The organism is Agrobacterium sp. fls2-241-TYG-188a, from assembly GCF_030209845.1.
Window position 1 is genome coordinate 437,007 of the sequence record NZ_JARVRD010000003.1, and the last position, 14,052, is coordinate 451,058.

The following is a 14,052-nucleotide window of genomic DNA, read 5'->3' on the forward strand; positions in this document are numbered from 1 at the left end:
TCGTGTCGCTGAGAAAGCACGACCGGCAAAGGGACCTCCATGCTCGACATTTTGACTGCGGCGACCTTGAAGGCAGGCCGGGAAATCATGGCGGTTCACTCGGCAGGGCCTCATGTCACCTACAAGAACGATTGTTCGCCGGTCACCGAGGCAGACCAGAGAGCCGAAACCATCATCCTCGAAGCCCTGGCAAGCCACTTTCCCACAATTCCGGTCATTGCCGAAGAGGCTGCAGCAAACGGCATCGTGCCCGACGCCGGTGACGAATTCTTTCTGGTCGATCCTCTTGATGGCACAAAGGAATTCATTTCCGGCAAGCAGGATTTCACCGTCAACATCGCTCTTGTGCGTGACGGCGTCCCGGTCATGGGCGTGGTCTATGCTCCGGCACTGAAGGTGCTCTGGACAGGTGATGGTGATATCGCCTGCAAGGTTCACATTTCCGATGACTTCGTGCAGACGGATGCCCGCAAGGTCAGGTGTCGCGCAAAGCCGACGATCCCCATTGCCGTCATCAGCCGTTCCCACTGTACGCCCAAAACAGAGGCCTTTGTGGCCGAGCATGGCCTGATCGACAGCATTTCGATCGGCTCATCGCTGAAATTCTGCATGGTCGCCGAGGGGGCAGCAGATGTTTATCCCCGCTTCAGCCGTACGATGATGTGGGACACCGCCGCCGGCGACGCCGTTCTGCGCGCTGCCGGAGGCGTCACACTGGATATGGCGGGCATGCCACTACGCTATGAACTTCACGACCACGCAGGCGATGGTGACCGCCTGGCAAACCCCGATTTTATCGCGTGGGGCGCTGCGCCTTAAAAAAATTTCTGCATTTCATTCACACCCTCTGATCTGGCCTCACAATCTTCCACGCAACGGAGATTGAACCATGAGTGAACAGACATCGAGACTTGGACTCCCCTATATTCTCCCCTCACAGGCGCAGAAGCACGTCACCCACAATGAGGCACTGCAGAAGCTCGACGCAGTCACCCAGCTTGTGATCCAAGGCGAGTTGGCCACGCCGCCGCAGGCGCTGGCGGATGGCGATTGCTTTCTGATCGCCGCCGACCCGACGGACATCTGGGCACAAAGGGCTGGCCAGCTGGCTTTCTGGCAGGATCTGACATGGAGCTACTTCACGCCAGCAGAAGGTTGGCGCGCCTGGTTTGCGGAAAGCTCCCGGATGAAGGTTCTCTATAACGGCCAGTGGCAAGACGCCCCCCTGCCCGCCACCGCCTCCTTTCGGCAGTTGGGCATCGATGCCACGCCCGATAGCGCCAACCGATTGATCGTGTCCTCGCCCGCCAGCCTGTTTACCGCCGCCTCCACCGGCGGCGGACACCAGATAAAGGTCAATAAATCCAGCCCCGGCGATACCGCATCGCTGCTGTTTCAATCCGGTTGGAGCGGACGTGCAGAAATGGGGCTTTCCGGAAACGACAGCTTTGCCATCAAGTCATCGCCGGATGGTTCTAACTGGAAGACTGCCCTTACCGTTTCCGACAAGGGCCATGTCCTGACGCCCGAGCGCCCTGTCGTGCGGGCCGGACGTGCGAGCGGAAACGTGTCTCATGCAAGCGGCTCCCTATCCGGCTTCACGGATCTGACCCTGCAGCAAGGCGGCTTCGTGCTCGCAGATATCGTTACAGGCACGCTGAAGGAGCTGAAGGTTCCTGCAACCGGCCTATATCTGGTCACGCTTTCGCTTTCCGTGGTCTCGTCCTCGGGCCACACGGTCAGCATAAGGGTCAATGGCACGACCAGTGCACTCGCAATCAACGGGACCACATCAGCGGCAAACAGCATGCAGTCGGTGAGCTTCATGGCAGCATTTAACGAAAATGACCGCATCTCACTTGCACATAGCGGCACCTGCCAGCTTGCCTGTGGCGCTGGAAAAACCGAAATTTCGCTCGTGATGCTGTAAATTCCTCTGACGGCCTGTCATCGCGCCTTGTGGTGACAGGCCGGTCGCAACGCAAAACAAAGCCGAGCTCTGGTCCTGATGAGGCGATAGATGCTGGCCGCTAACTATCCGTGAATATTACACAATCCGAATAAACTGCACTTTTGCTTCTTAGGACATGAAAAAATAACAAAATGAAATTTTCTTTTGGCCGCAGGAATCCAGCAAAACTCGAACAAATCAAGCGAAACCATTCTAATTCTTAATAAATTGTCACGGGATGCTTAGGTAATTTTTAAAGGTACGGTCTTAAAGTGCGTCTGCATATGGTCTTGAGTTTGTGTAGAGTGTCCAATGACCGAAATGATACGCCCACGAGTTAAATATGTCATCGGCCCCGATGGCAGCCCTTTGACGATTGCCGACTTGCCCCCTGCGGATACCCGCCGTTGGGTCATTCGTCGAAAGGCAGAGGTTGTCGCTGCGGTTCGAGGAGGACTATTAAGCCTCGAGGAAGCCTGCGAACGTTATACGCTGACAGTAGAGGAATTCCTTTCCTGGCAGTCCTCCATCAGCGACCACGGTCTTGCAGGCCTGCGTACGACACGCATCCAGCAATACCGTCACTAATTTCTTCTTCCCTTTGTAGGGAAGTCGTGACCGGCGAGGACGCGTCACCCATTTTCCGCTCAGGCGGGAATGCGTGGCGCGCTTTTGTTTGCACGGATGGCGCCCAGGCCGAGATGCTGCCGTTAGAACTCTTAACCCTGTCAGGCTGGAAATAGACGCGCGGTCGTCCCCGCCTTTGCTGTTGGCATATCTCCCAGCGACCTGCACACATAAAAAAGCCGCCCGTAGACCGGACGGCTTTTTGCATATTGGCAGAGAGAAACGAGCGCGCCGGAAAGATCAAAGATCACGATGGCGACAAGACATGCCGTCGCGTCATTGAAAGCAGCCTCCTGATCCACTGGCCACCGTCAATGAGGACGATTCGTTTCTTCCGCCGGTATCAGGCGCGTGCGCGAATCGCTACGTCACGATTTTCCAGCGCTGCGGCTTTTTCGTATTCGGCCTGCACTTCTTCAAGAACAGCTTCGGCTGCTTCTTCCTGCATCTTCAGTTCACGAATGGAAACCTGCAGATTGTCGGCACGCTGCCGGGCTGCTTTCGCAAAGGTTGGATAGGCGAAATGCGTAGGATCGGTAATTCCCGATTTGCTCTCCTCCAGAGAAATCTGATGGACCAACTCCTTGGCCATTCGTTCGAATTCGGACATCATCGACTGCAATTGCTGCAATTGACGACGTTTTTCGTTGACCTGAAATTCCTTCAGGCGAATTAGGCTGTCACGCGACTTCATACGCAATACTCCGTGGATAGCGAGACCCCGGTCATAACTCGAACCGACCCTTCACTCCGGCTGTACCGGAATGATTCTGAAAAGTTACCCGACGTTAATAAAAAATTGGCGTCGTTAACCTTTCGTTTACGGGCATCGTTAATGATAAGGCAGATCATTTAAAGGTCGGTAAATGCCAAGCCCAAAAAAAGAGCGGGCACGACAATGTAAGAGTCGATTGAGTCACTTAGCGGGATTCGTTCACGTTGGGATTCAAGTTTGGTGATGCGGATTCGCGTTGAATAACAGCAAGCTGGAGCCACTATTTAATAAATTCTACACACCTTGCCAAAGGCAATTAGAATTTGTTAACCATTTGGTGGCAGCCTGCAAATCAGGCAACGACTGGATCCGTATCGCGCAAAAGGCAATCATTACCTTCCGCGGGCGGCAAAGGGGATAATTATGCGGGTTCTACTCATCGAAGACGACAGCGCTACAGCTCAGAGCATCGAGCTGATGTTGAAGTCCGAAAGTTTCAACGTCTATACGACCGACCTCGGAGAGGAAGGCGTGGACCTTGGAAAGCTCTACGATTACGACATCATTCTGCTTGACCTCAATCTGCCCGATATGTCGGGCTACGAGGTACTGAGAACGCTTCGTCTTTCCAAGGTGAAGACACCGATTCTCATTCTCTCCGGCATGGCAGGCATTGAAGACAAGGTTCGCGGCCTCGGTTTCGGCGCGGATGACTATATGACCAAGCCTTTCCACAAGGATGAGCTTGTTGCACGTATTCACGCCATCGTCCGCCGCTCCAAGGGCCATGCGCAGTCGGTTATCGCAACCGGCGAGTTGATTGTGAACCTGGATGCAAAGACGGTCGAAGTCGGCGGTCAGCGCGTTCACCTCACAGGCAAGGAATACCAGATGCTGGAGCTGCTTTCGCTCCGCAAGGGCACCACGCTGACGAAGGAAATGTTCCTGAACCACCTTTACGGCGGCATGGACGAGCCCGAATTGAAGATCATCGACGTCTTCATCTGCAAACTGCGCAAGAAGCTGGCAAATGCCGCAGGTGGCGCAAACTACATCGAAACGGTCTGGGGCCGTGGCTACGTTCTGCGCGAGCCGGATGGCGCGACCGAGTATCTCGAAACAGCCTGACATTCTCCCAAGCATACCCGCTAACGAAAAAACCGCCCTCCTCCGGCGGTTTTTTTGCTTTCTGATCACCGTTTCATAGGCTTAGCCTTCAACATCAGCATATCGCCAAGGTGTAGACATGACTTTCCGAGACGCGAACCTGTCAGATGCGGCCAGCCTTGCGGCCATATCCATGGAGGTCTGGGTCGGCACCTACCTCAGGAGGGGCGTCAGCAACGTCTTCGCCGATTATGCGCTGCGCGAATTCACGGCTGCCCGGTTTCAGAGCGCTCTCGAAAGCGACAGGGACCATATTATCGTGTCGCAAAACACCGATGGCATCGACGGTTTTATTCGGCTTTCGCTCGATAGCGAAGCGCCCATCGACGCATGTAGCGGGCTGGAAATCAAAACGCTCTACGTCCAGCCAAGGCACCACGGACGGGGTATCGGCAAAGGTCTTCTCAAAGCCGGTTTCGACAGATGCGCGCAACTGGGTATCCAGTCGGCGTGGTTGACGGTAAATGCCGAAAACACCGCCGCGCGTGATTTTTATCTGTCTCTCGATTTCAGGATCATCGGGCAAACGCATTTCCGCATCGGCGATCAGGCCTACCCGAACGACGTGATGCAGCGAAAACTCACCTGAGCCACTGACCTGAGCCCATGCAAAAAGGGCCGCTTATGGCAGCCCTTTCGCGCATTTGATATCCTTGCGAATCAGGCAGGCTCGACTGTCGTTGCCGTGAATACGACGCGGTCTTCATGGACCTTGTATTCGATTGTCATGCCCGCTTCCTGCGCCATCAGCAGCGTGTAATAGGGCTGAACGGAATGGGCATCGATGGCTTCTTCCTCGGTGCCTTCGGAAAGCTGCGCAAATTTGGCCGGCACACGCATCATGCGGCCTTTGACGGTGATTTCGAATCGCGCATCCGTTTCAGGATTTTCCAGAACGACATCGACGTTGCCGCCGCGTGGAATGGCGGCGTATGCCACCAGAAACAGATTAAGCAGCAACTTGACCCGGTTTTTCGGCACGATTGCGCGCGGGCCGGTCCAGCTGACTTCCGCCTTCTTTTCTGCAGCAGCAAAATCCTTGGCGGCCTTTTCCGCTTCGCCTGTGTCGATGGAAGCACCGGCAGAACCGGAGGCACCGAAAGCAAGGCGGGCAAACTTCAACCGTACCGATGCGTTGAGCGCAGATGTTCTGATCAGATCGAGTGCGTCCTCATCGGAGCCACCTTCATCCAGAAGCTCCAGTCCGTTGTTGATCGCTCCGACTGGCGAAATCACATCATGGCATACGCGACTGCACAGCAGGGCGGCCAGATCGGGACCGGACAGCGTCAGATTTGGTTTGCTCGTCATAAAATTCTCTCCTGCGCAAGGCTGCGCGGACCGTGTGGAAGTTATTAAGCCATAATGACACCATATTTGGTAAACCGATTGTTAATATCATGGTTTCAAAATACCAAATGTCTTAACAGGGCAAAACGAACAGAACAGACGGACGGAATTGACGATGCGACTTAACGAACTCCGCACCATTGCACGCCTCGGACTGGTAAAGATCTTCGTGGTACTCGCGAGCCTTTGCGTGTCTGCGGCCAATGCCTCGGCCCAGAGCAGCGATCAATATTCCTTTCAGGAAATTATCGACGCTGGCCATGGTTTCTTCGGTGAAACCACCGGAGGTCTGGCAAAGGTGGTGGAACGTGCTTTCCAGCAATATGGTTTGCCCAACGGTTATATCCTCGGCCAGGAAGGTTCGGGCGCTTTCGTGGCAGGCCTGACCTATGGCGAGGGCCAGCTCTACACCAAGAACGCTGGTCAGCACCCCGTCTTCTGGCAGGGTCCGTCGCTGGGTCTGGACTATGGCGGACAGGGCACCCGCGCCATGATGCTGGTCTATAATCTCCCGGCCGTGAACGCGCTCTATCGGCGCTACGGCGGCGTCAGCGGCTCTGCCTTCATCGTGGCGGGCGTTGGCATGACCGTGTTGAAGAACAGCGACATCACGATCGCCCCGATCAGAACCGGAATCGGCGCACGGCTCGGCATCAATGTCGGCTATCTCAAGCTGACCCCGCAGCCAACCTGGAATCCCTTCTGATTCGCAATCACGTGAAATCCGCATAAAATAGCGCCTGGGCAATCTAATGCCTGGCGCAAGATTGGCATGACATGATGTCTGCCAGCAAAAAAGGCCCGCAATTGTCTGGACGTCGGTGCAGTTTCGAGTTGCGTTATCTTGAGTGGAGACAGCCTGCGTGATCGAGTATGCCATTCTTTTCGGCCTGGGTTTTCTCTCCGCCATCCTGCTGGTCTCGCTCATGGCTCCCGCCATTCATCGGCGGATCGTCGTCTATACCGAAAAGCGAATCCGCGCGACGATGCCAATCAGCCCGCAGGAAGTGCGGGCGCAGAAAGATATGGCCCGCGCACTCTATGCCGCCGAAAACGCCCGCACACGCCAGGAACTTGAAGCAGAGCGCGAGAAGGCCCTCTCGCTCAAATTCCGCAACGACTCTGCGGTCAACGATGCTGGCAGGCTTCTGACCGAGACCCGTGAACTCAAACAGCAGCTCGAAGAGATGACGCTGGAGGCAAGCGAGCTCAGGGCCAAGGCCCGTCGGCACGAGGACGCCGCTGCCCGTTTGAAGGCAACGCTGAACGACGCGGAAGAAACCGCCATCGCCCGCACACAGGAAATTTCTGATCTTGCCAGACGCCTGAGCAGCATTTCGCGTGAACTGGACGACCTGAAAATCTCGCTCTCGGCACGCGACATCGAGGTGGAGCAGGCCAAGCACAAGACCGCGACATGGCGCAAGGAACGCGAAGCGTTGACCCGCGAGCTGGAAGAGGCCCACGCCAGGAACCGCGAATCGGCCAACCTCCTCAATCGTGAAAGCCGCAAGATTGCCCGTCTTGAGGAGCAACTTGCCCAAGAAGCGGCCCGTAATGCCGATAATGACATGTTGCTGGAACGTCGCACCAGTGAAGTAGCGCGCCTCAAAGAGCGGCTTGCAGGCAATTCTGCGGGTCCCACCACGACACCTGCGGCCGTGACGACCCCAATCATACAATTGGGCACCGCTTCCCAGAGCGCGGAGCATATGACCCGCGAAATCGAAGATATTCGCAACCAGGGAACGGCGCTGACGGAGCGGCTGCTCAACAGCAGGGGCAGCGGCAATGACGAGGCGATCCGCAACGAGATCGCACAGATTGCCGCGCGCATGATTTCCCTGACCGCCGCCCAGGAAGGCGCAAACTCTCCCATCCCCGATCTTCTGGCCAAAGCCTCGGGTGAAGGTGCTCGAAAAAACCTGGCAAGCCGCGCAACAGAGGCCATGTCACAGCGCCGCAACTAGGATTTTCCGTCAATTTTCCCAAAATGACGCAGTTTATCGCCTAAAATAAGCGATGAATAAAATTGTAGCTTTCAACTTAAAGGCCCTGAAAAGCCTGTCCCCTAATGTCGTGATCACTGGAGCCGATAGCACCGGTACACACGAAACGCGAAAGAGACCGGCGGGCAAGCTGGCCGACGCAAGAAACGGGGTAAGACGATGCTCAAGAAACTTTTTGCTGCCACGCTTTGCGGCGCTGTGATCGCTTCCTATGCACCCTATGCCGATGCTGCCGGCCCCGGCGGGTTTGCCCGCGGATTTCAAGCGATCGAACGCAAAGCTGTTTCGACGGTAGTCCCCCTGACGAGCGCCGACCGGATTGACGTTACCCGCGACCAGGTGGCCTCTGCGCTCAACGCCTATTTCGACGATTTCGTGCAGTCCCACACAGCAGACTGACAGCCTCCTCCAAGATTCATGACAAACTTGCCGCCGTTTCCTTCAGGGAACCGGCGGTTTTTTCCGTTCCGCCACGGCGATCCCGCCCAGCGTCAAAAGAAGCGCGATAACCTGATAGGGATGCAAGGTTTCACCGAGGATGAGCACCGACAGAAATGTGCCAAACACGGGAATGAGGTTGATGAAGAGCCCGGCCCGGTTGGGACCAATACGCTCAACGCCCAGAATGAAGAATATCTGCGCGATGAGAGAGGCAAATAGCGCCGTATAAGCGGCAATTACCCAACCCTTGAGATCAGGCCACACCGCCGTTTCCTGCGCAACCTCCCACCACATGAGCGGCACGGAAGACAACATCGCAGCCATCGCAGGGATGGCCATCAGGCTGCGCCAGTTGATCGGCGGCTTCCAGCGCAGCATGACGGTGTAGATCGCATAGGAGAGAACGGCGAGCAGCATGATGGCATCGCCGACATTCATCTCCAGTTTCAACAGGGACAGCAGGTCTCCATGCGAAGCCAGAAGACCGACACCGGCCATGGTCAGGAAAAAGCCGACGATCTGCCCGGCCAGGATACGCGTTCTAAACAGGATGAAATTAAAGGCGAATATCACCATGGGGATGCCGGCCTGGATGACCGCGACATTGATGGCGGACGTATATTTCAGGGCCGTATATAGCGCGGCGTTAAAGCACGTATAACCGACGGCGCCCAAGGCAAAGAAATAGGGCAACCGGTTTCGCACCAGCGGCCAGTCGCGTATCAGTTGTGGTACGGAGATCGCCGTTATGACCGCGACCGCGAGCGTCCAGCGCAGAAATGTCAACACCATGGGGCTGACATGGCCGACAGCCATCTTCCCGGCGACGGCGTTTCCACCCCAGCACAGCGTGGCGATAACGAGGACAAGATAGGCTTTTGACGACACGGACAATTCGACTTTCAAATGAAGAACTGCCGATGTTCTGCACCGCCGATTCGTCTTCCGCAAGCGCAGTTAAGGCCAACTGAACGGAGCGGGACAGGAATTCTTCCGTAAAAAGCAAGGTTTTGCACGACAAACAGGGTCGCTTTCCGCAAAACAACGCAGTATACATTCGCGGGTTTGAGTTAGGGGCGTCTTGGCGCCAGGAGCAGGAAAGCAAGAAATGACGAATGTCGTGGTGGTCGGCTCGCAATGGGGCGATGAAGGCAAGGGTAAGATCGTTGACTGGCTATCGGAGCGCGCAGACGTTGTGGTGCGCTATCAGGGTGGCCACAATGCAGGTCATACACTTGTCATTGACGGCGTCAGCTACAAGCTGTCGCTTCTGCCCTCCGGTGTCGTGCGCCCCGGCAAGCTTGCCGTCATCGGCAACGGCGTTGTTGTCGATCCCCATGCGCTGATCGCCGAAATCGGCCGTCTGGAAGCGCAGGGCGTGGAGGTTACTCCTGAAAACCTTCGCATCGCCGACAATGCGACGCTCATCCTGTCGCTGCACCGCGAACTGGACGGAATGCGTGAAGACGCAGCCTCCAACAGCGGCACCAAGATCGGCACGACGCGTCGCGGCATCGGCCCTGCCTATGAAGACAAGGTCGGTCGTCGCGCCATCCGCGTCATGGATCTGGAAGACCGGGAAGCGCTGTCGGCCAAGGTCGATCGCATTCTGACCCATCACAACGCGCTACGTCGCGGTTTCGGCGCAGCGGAAGTCAGCCATGAGACGATCATGGAAGAATTGACATCCGTTGCCGAGCGTATCCTGCCTTTCAGCGAAACAGTCTGGCTGCTGCTCGACAAGAAGCGTCGCGCTGGCGAACGCATCCTGTTTGAAGGCGCGCAGGGTTCGCTGCTCGACATCGACCATGGCACCTATCCCTATGTCACCTCTTCCAACACGGTGGCTGGACAGGCTGCGGCTGGCTCCGGCATGGGCCCAGGCTCGCTGGGTTACATCCTCGGCATCACCAAGGCTTACACGACCCGCGTTGGCGAAGGCCCCTTCCCGACCGAGCTGCATGATGAGATCGGACAGTTCCTCGGCGAAAAGGGTCACGAATTCGGCACGGTGACAGGACGCAAGCGTCGCTGCGGCTGGTTCGATGCCGCACTTGTCCGCCAATCGGTTGCGACCAACGGCATCACCGGCATTGCGCTGACGAAACTCGACGTTCTCGATGGCCTCGAGGAACTGAAAATCTGCGTCGGCTACAAGCTGGACGGTCAGGAAATCGAGCATCTTCCGGCTAGCCAGGGTGCGCAAGCGCGGGTAGAGCCAATCTACATCACGCTCGAGGGCTGGAAAGAATCCACCGTCGGCGCCCGCAAATGGGCGGATTTGCCTGCTCAGGCTATCAAATACGTCCGTCAGGTCGAGGAATTGATCGGTGCACCCGTCGCACTGCTCTCCACAAGCCCTGAGCGGGACGACACAATACTTGTGACTGATCCATTTGAGGATTAAAGTCCTCGGCGATCGAGATTCATAAACCATATCGGGCCAGTACGTCGCTGGCCTCGACGAGAAAGTGCTTATGGCGGATTTTGTAGCAGTCATTCGCAAGGCCGTGGATGGCTTGGCGAACAATACTCCCGAAAACCGGGCAAAGGTGTACGACAAGGCGCGTAGCGCAGTCGTGCGCCAGCTCGAGAACATGAAGCCGCGCCCGCCAGAGGAGTTGTTGAAGCGCCAGATCCTCAAGCTCGACACGGCGATTGCCGAGGTGGAGGGCGAATATTCCGAGGCACTCCCCGCGGCCGATGAGGACGAGGATGACGCTTATGTGGAAGCGGCGGCACCTGTCGCAGCACCCGCTTCACCAGACGTCTCCTCTCCATACTACGAGGATGAGGTTGCTGCCGAGCAGCGCCATGAGGAAGAAGAAAATCCTCGCTATTACCAGGAGCCAGAGGCACCGGTAGCGGAGAACCATCAGCAGGACTATGCGGCCTACCAGCAGCCCGCTGAAGAAACGCAAACACCCCATGCCGAGGCGTATCGCGCCGAAGACGCCTATGTGGATGACGAGCCGGCTCACCGGGAGCCGCAGCAGGAAGAGACCTCTTCCTATTTCACCCATGAGCAGGAAGAACCACACTACCCCCACGAGCCGGAAGAAACCGTTGCTGCGCCTCATGCGGATACGGTCGATGAGGAAGATCACGCCCATGCAAACTGGGCTGGGCAGGATACCGCCCAGTCAGCGGACTGGACTCACCAGCCGGAAGAGCCTGCCTACAGGAGCGTAGACGAGGAGCCGCAGCAGCCCGAAGCGCGAACGGATGAGAGCGACGTCTTCCACGACAATCCTGCGCAGCCATACGCAGCAAGCTACGCCGAGCCATCGCCATATTATCAGGATGTAAATCCTGAGCCGGAACCTGCCGAGCAGCGCAATGACGCGGTGCATTTTGGTGAGGCACCGACATTCTCCGACGACGATTACCGCCACGCCGACGCCGAGCCGAAAAAACAGTCGGCAGCGATCGTGGAGGATTACTCTACCTACTTCCAGGATACGGCGCTCGATCTGCCGCCAAAGACCAGCCCGACCTTGCCGCGTGCCGATGACGATCCATTTGCCCCGCAAGCGGGCAAGAAGGATGATGCGGAACGCACGCCATGGGACGATCTTGAAGAGCTGATCGGATATGACGGCAAGTCCGGCAATGGTTCCGGCAGTGCCGACCGGAGTGATTTCGAATCGGGTCTTGCCGCAGACGGCATTCCGGCCTCCGCATACCGGACGAAGAAGAAGCCTCGCCGCAACTTCGCAGCGATCGCGCTTTCTCTCTGCGGCGTAGCCATTCTGGCCGGCGGCGCTTATGCGCTTTGGATCAACCGAGATGCGCTGAACGATATGGTAGGTGGCCTCGTGCAGTCGGCACAGACCGGCTCGACGTCTACGCAGCCGACGGAAACCGCATCCAACCAGCCTACGACGCCTGCAACGACAACCACGCCTGCACAATCCGGCAATGGCAGCCAGACGCCTGCCACCCCGACACCTGCGGCGGTCGATGATGGCTCCGTTACCGGCACGAAGTTCACCCAGCGGCTTATGGCCGATGGCAGTGAAAAGGATGAGGGTGCTGGTCCCGGCGTAAACGGACAACCCGTTACCGCCGAAGGACAGTCCGTCTATCAGCAGACCGAAGCGGCCCCTCCTGCGACGGGACAGACCCCTCCTGCAGCAACGTCGACGGCGGCCACCGGCGCACCGGCCCAACAGCCAGCTGCCGCTGCTTCCGGCCATCGCATGTTTCTTTACGAGGAAGTTCTTGGTCAGACGGTGCCGACCGCTATCGAGGGAACGGTATCCTGGTCGCTGCAGAACGAGCAGGACGCCAATGACAAGCCGTCGCCGACCGTACAGGGCCAGATCACGATTCCAGGACGTGGCCTTAGCGCACTCATCACCTTCAAGCGCAACACGGACCCGTCGCTTCCAGCCAGCCATCTCGTGGAAATCGTGTTTTCCGTCGGAACCGGCTTTGAGGGCGGCGCGATCGACAGTGTTCAGCGCATAGCCATGAAGAGCACCGAGCAGGATCGCGGTAACGCCCTGATTGCCGTGCCAGCAAAGATCACTGACGATTTTCATATGATCGCGCTGAATGATTTCCCGGATGCGCTCAAGACAAATCTGGAACTGATGCGTACGCGTGACTGGATCGACATTCCGGTTTCATATCGCAATGGCCGCCGGGCATTGCTGACCCTGCAAAAAGGTGCCGACGGCAAGGCGGCATTTGACAGCGCACTGCGCGAGTGGAGTGCAGCGGTCCCCGCAACCGGCCAGTAAGAGCAGATTATCAATAAAGAAAAAGGCCCCAAACGGGGCCTTTTTTAATGACGTGAAGCGTGGAGGCGTCTTACGCGTCTACAACTCGTAAGGCTTTCGCAGCCTCGAGTGCTTCCTTCTGCACCGCTTCCTGAACCTTCTCGAAAGCACGAACCTCGATCTGGCGCACGCGCTCGCGGCTGATGTCGAATTCGGTCGACAGATCTTCCAGCGTAACGGGATCTTCCGACAGGCGACGCGCCTCGAAGATGCGGCGCTCACGGTCGTTGAGAACGCCCATAGCCTTTGCCAGCATCCGGCGGCGTGTTTCCAGTTCGTCCTGCTCGATCAGCACGGCTTCCTGGCTCTCGTGGTCATCCACGAGCCAATCCTGCCACTGACCGGCTTCACCTTCTGCCGCGCGGATCGGAGCATTCAGTGAAGCATCGCCGTGAAGGCGACGGTTCATGGAAATGACTTCCTCTTCGGACACCTGGAGCTTGGTCGCGATTTCGGTGACGTGCTCTGGCTTGAGGTCGCCCTCGTCTATGGCCTGGATCTTGCCCTTGAGGCGGCGCAGGTTAAAGAACAACCGTTTCTGGTTGGCGGTGGTGCCCATTTTCACCAGCGACCAAGAGCGCAGGATATATTCCTGGATGGATGCCTTGATCCACCACATCGCATAGGTCGCAAGACGGAAGCCACGTTCGGGGTCGAATTTCTTGACCGCCTGCATCAGGCCGACATTGCCCTCTGACACGACTTCGCCGATGGGCAAGCCGTAGCCGCGGTAGCCCATGGCGATTTTTGCAACGAGACGAAGATGGCTGGTGACGAGCCGATGGGCGGCATCGCGGTCGCCATGCTCGGCGTAGCGTTTGCCAAGCATGTATTCTTCCTGCGGCTCCAGCATCGGAAACTTGCGAATTTCATCGAGATAACGATTGAGACCGGCTTCACCGGCAGTAATGGATGGCAAACTATTGCGGGCCATAAAGCACCCCCTTATCTTTGTTTTAGGTCGGTTCCCCTTTCAGGCAAACCAACGTTGCGGGTCGGTTTTTT

At 57.1% G+C, this 14,052-nt stretch carries 14 protein-coding genes; 10 read left to right on the forward strand and 4 right to left on the reverse strand.

The window, feature by feature from the left end:
- The first annotated feature begins 39 nt into the window (after nt 1-39).
- The 3 genes from cysQ (at nt 40) to sciP (ending at nt 2,539) form a co-directional block, all read left to right on the forward strand.
- A complete protein-coding gene (cysQ, locus tag QRN85_RS16055) occupies nt 40-819 on the forward strand; it encodes a 3'(2'),5'-bisphosphate nucleotidase CysQ (protein WP_113100463.1) in 780 nt (259 codons plus the stop codon).
- 70 nt (nt 820-889) lie between these two features.
- Nucleotides 890-1,930 carry a DUF2793 domain-containing protein gene (locus tag QRN85_RS16060; protein WP_284759301.1) on the forward strand — a complete coding sequence of 347 codons (1,041 nt, stop codon included), beginning with the start codon at nt 890-892 and terminating at the stop codon, nt 1,928-1,930.
- A gap of 333 nt (nt 1,931-2,263) precedes the next feature.
- Nucleotides 2,264-2,539, forward strand: a complete 276-nt coding sequence (gene sciP / locus QRN85_RS16065) for a CtrA inhibitor SciP (protein WP_027675777.1) — start codon at nt 2,264-2,266, stop codon at nt 2,537-2,539.
- Nucleotides 2,540-2,921: 382 nt separating this feature from the next.
- Here sciP and QRN85_RS16070 read toward each other — a convergent pair whose 3' ends face one another.
- Nucleotides 2,922-3,272, reverse strand: coding sequence for a flagellar export protein FliJ (locus QRN85_RS16070; RefSeq protein ID WP_062584838.1), 351 nt, complete (start codon nt 3,270-3,272; stop codon nt 2,922-2,924).
- A 444-nt stretch (nt 3,273-3,716) separates the two neighbouring features.
- Between QRN85_RS16070 and ctrA the strand changes: the two genes are divergently transcribed.
- Together ctrA and QRN85_RS16080 are read left to right on the forward strand one after the other, a co-directional pair.
- Nucleotides 3,717-4,421 carry a response regulator transcription factor CtrA gene (ctrA, locus tag QRN85_RS16075; protein ID WP_027675781.1) on the forward strand — a complete coding sequence of 235 codons (705 nt, stop codon included), beginning with the start codon at nt 3,717-3,719 and terminating at the stop codon, nt 4,419-4,421.
- 118 nt (nt 4,422-4,539) lie between these two features.
- The gene (locus tag QRN85_RS16080; RefSeq protein WP_284759303.1) at nt 4,540-5,049 is read left to right on the forward strand and encodes a GNAT family N-acetyltransferase; all 510 of its coding nucleotides are present in this window, start codon (nt 4,540-4,542) and stop codon (nt 5,047-5,049) included.
- A 71-nt stretch (nt 5,050-5,120) separates the two neighbouring features.
- Here the strand turns inward: QRN85_RS16080 and chpT are convergent, their stop codons facing one another.
- Entirely contained in the window at nt 5,121-5,771 is a 651-nt protein-coding gene (chpT, locus tag QRN85_RS16085) for a histidine phosphotransferase ChpT (protein ID WP_062584834.1), read from the reverse strand.
- A 148-nt stretch (nt 5,772-5,919) separates the two neighbouring features.
- Between chpT and QRN85_RS16090 the strand changes: the two genes are divergently transcribed.
- The 3 genes from QRN85_RS16090 to QRN85_RS16100 all read left to right on the forward strand — a co-directional run bounded on the left by QRN85_RS16090 (nt 5,920) and on the right by QRN85_RS16100 (nt 8,218).
- Nucleotides 5,920-6,516, forward strand: coding sequence for a DUF1134 domain-containing protein (locus QRN85_RS16090; RefSeq protein WP_062584832.1), 597 nt, complete (start codon nt 5,920-5,922; stop codon nt 6,514-6,516).
- A gap of 157 nt (nt 6,517-6,673) precedes the next feature.
- Nucleotides 6,674-7,780, forward strand: coding sequence for a coiled-coil domain-containing protein (locus tag QRN85_RS16095; protein WP_284759305.1), 1,107 nt, complete (start codon nt 6,674-6,676; stop codon nt 7,778-7,780).
- Nucleotides 7,781-7,978: 198 nt separating this feature from the next.
- Complete coding sequence (locus QRN85_RS16100) at nt 7,979-8,218, forward strand: hypothetical protein (RefSeq protein WP_112964295.1); 240 nt, start codon at nt 7,979-7,981, stop codon at nt 8,216-8,218.
- A 42-nt stretch (nt 8,219-8,260) separates the two neighbouring features.
- Here the strand turns inward: QRN85_RS16100 and QRN85_RS16105 are convergent, their stop codons facing one another.
- Nucleotides 8,261-9,148, reverse strand: coding sequence for a DMT family transporter (locus QRN85_RS16105; RefSeq protein ID WP_284759603.1), 888 nt, complete (start codon nt 9,146-9,148; stop codon nt 8,261-8,263).
- A 220-nt stretch (nt 9,149-9,368) separates the two neighbouring features.
- Here QRN85_RS16105 and QRN85_RS16110 point away from each other — a divergent pair, with 220 nt between their 5' ends.
- Both QRN85_RS16110 and QRN85_RS16115 read left to right on the forward strand, forming a co-directional pair.
- A complete protein-coding gene (locus QRN85_RS16110) occupies nt 9,369-10,667 on the forward strand; it encodes an adenylosuccinate synthase (RefSeq protein ID WP_284759307.1) in 1,299 nt (432 codons plus the stop codon).
- A gap of 70 nt (nt 10,668-10,737) precedes the next feature.
- A complete protein-coding gene (locus tag QRN85_RS16115) occupies nt 10,738-13,008 on the forward strand; it encodes a hypothetical protein (RefSeq protein ID WP_284759308.1) in 2,271 nt (756 codons plus the stop codon).
- Between the two features lie 70 nt (nt 13,009-13,078).
- Here QRN85_RS16115 and rpoH read toward each other — a convergent pair whose 3' ends face one another.
- Nucleotides 13,079-13,981: an RNA polymerase sigma factor RpoH gene (rpoH, locus tag QRN85_RS16120; protein ID WP_062584821.1), complete on the reverse strand. Its 903-nt coding sequence runs from the start codon at nt 13,979-13,981 to the stop codon at nt 13,079-13,081.
- Nucleotides 13,982-14,052: the final 71 nt, after the last annotated feature.

What these genes read in the sequence shown, in the direction of transcription:
- QRN85_RS16060 (WP_284759301.1), top strand. Translation starts at nt 890, where the DNA reads ATGAGTGAACAGACATCGAGACTTGGACTCCCCTATATTCTCCCCTCA.
- rpoH (WP_062584821.1), bottom strand. Translation starts at nt 13,981, where the DNA reads ATGGCCCGCAATAGTTTGCCATCCATTACTGCCGGTGAAGCCGGTCTC.
- QRN85_RS16100 (WP_112964295.1), top strand. Translation starts at nt 7,979, where the DNA reads ATGCTCAAGAAACTTTTTGCTGCCACGCTTTGCGGCGCTGTGATCGCT.
- ctrA (WP_027675781.1), top strand. Translation starts at nt 3,717, where the DNA reads ATGCGGGTTCTACTCATCGAAGACGACAGCGCTACAGCTCAGAGCATC.
- QRN85_RS16115 (WP_284759308.1), top strand. Translation starts at nt 10,738, where the DNA reads ATGGCGGATTTTGTAGCAGTCATTCGCAAGGCCGTGGATGGCTTGGCG.
- cysQ (WP_113100463.1), top strand. Translation starts at nt 40, where the DNA reads ATGCTCGACATTTTGACTGCGGCGACCTTGAAGGCAGGCCGGGAAATC.
- sciP (WP_027675777.1), top strand. Translation starts at nt 2,264, where the DNA reads ATGACCGAAATGATACGCCCACGAGTTAAATATGTCATCGGCCCCGAT.
- QRN85_RS16110 (WP_284759307.1), top strand. Translation starts at nt 9,369, where the DNA reads ATGACGAATGTCGTGGTGGTCGGCTCGCAATGGGGCGATGAAGGCAAG.
- QRN85_RS16070 (WP_062584838.1), bottom strand. Translation starts at nt 3,272, where the DNA reads ATGAAGTCGCGTGACAGCCTAATTCGCCTGAAGGAATTTCAGGTCAAC.
- QRN85_RS16080 (WP_284759303.1), top strand. Translation starts at nt 4,540, where the DNA reads ATGACTTTCCGAGACGCGAACCTGTCAGATGCGGCCAGCCTTGCGGCC.
- chpT (WP_062584834.1), bottom strand. Translation starts at nt 5,771, where the DNA reads ATGACGAGCAAACCAAATCTGACGCTGTCCGGTCCCGATCTGGCCGCC.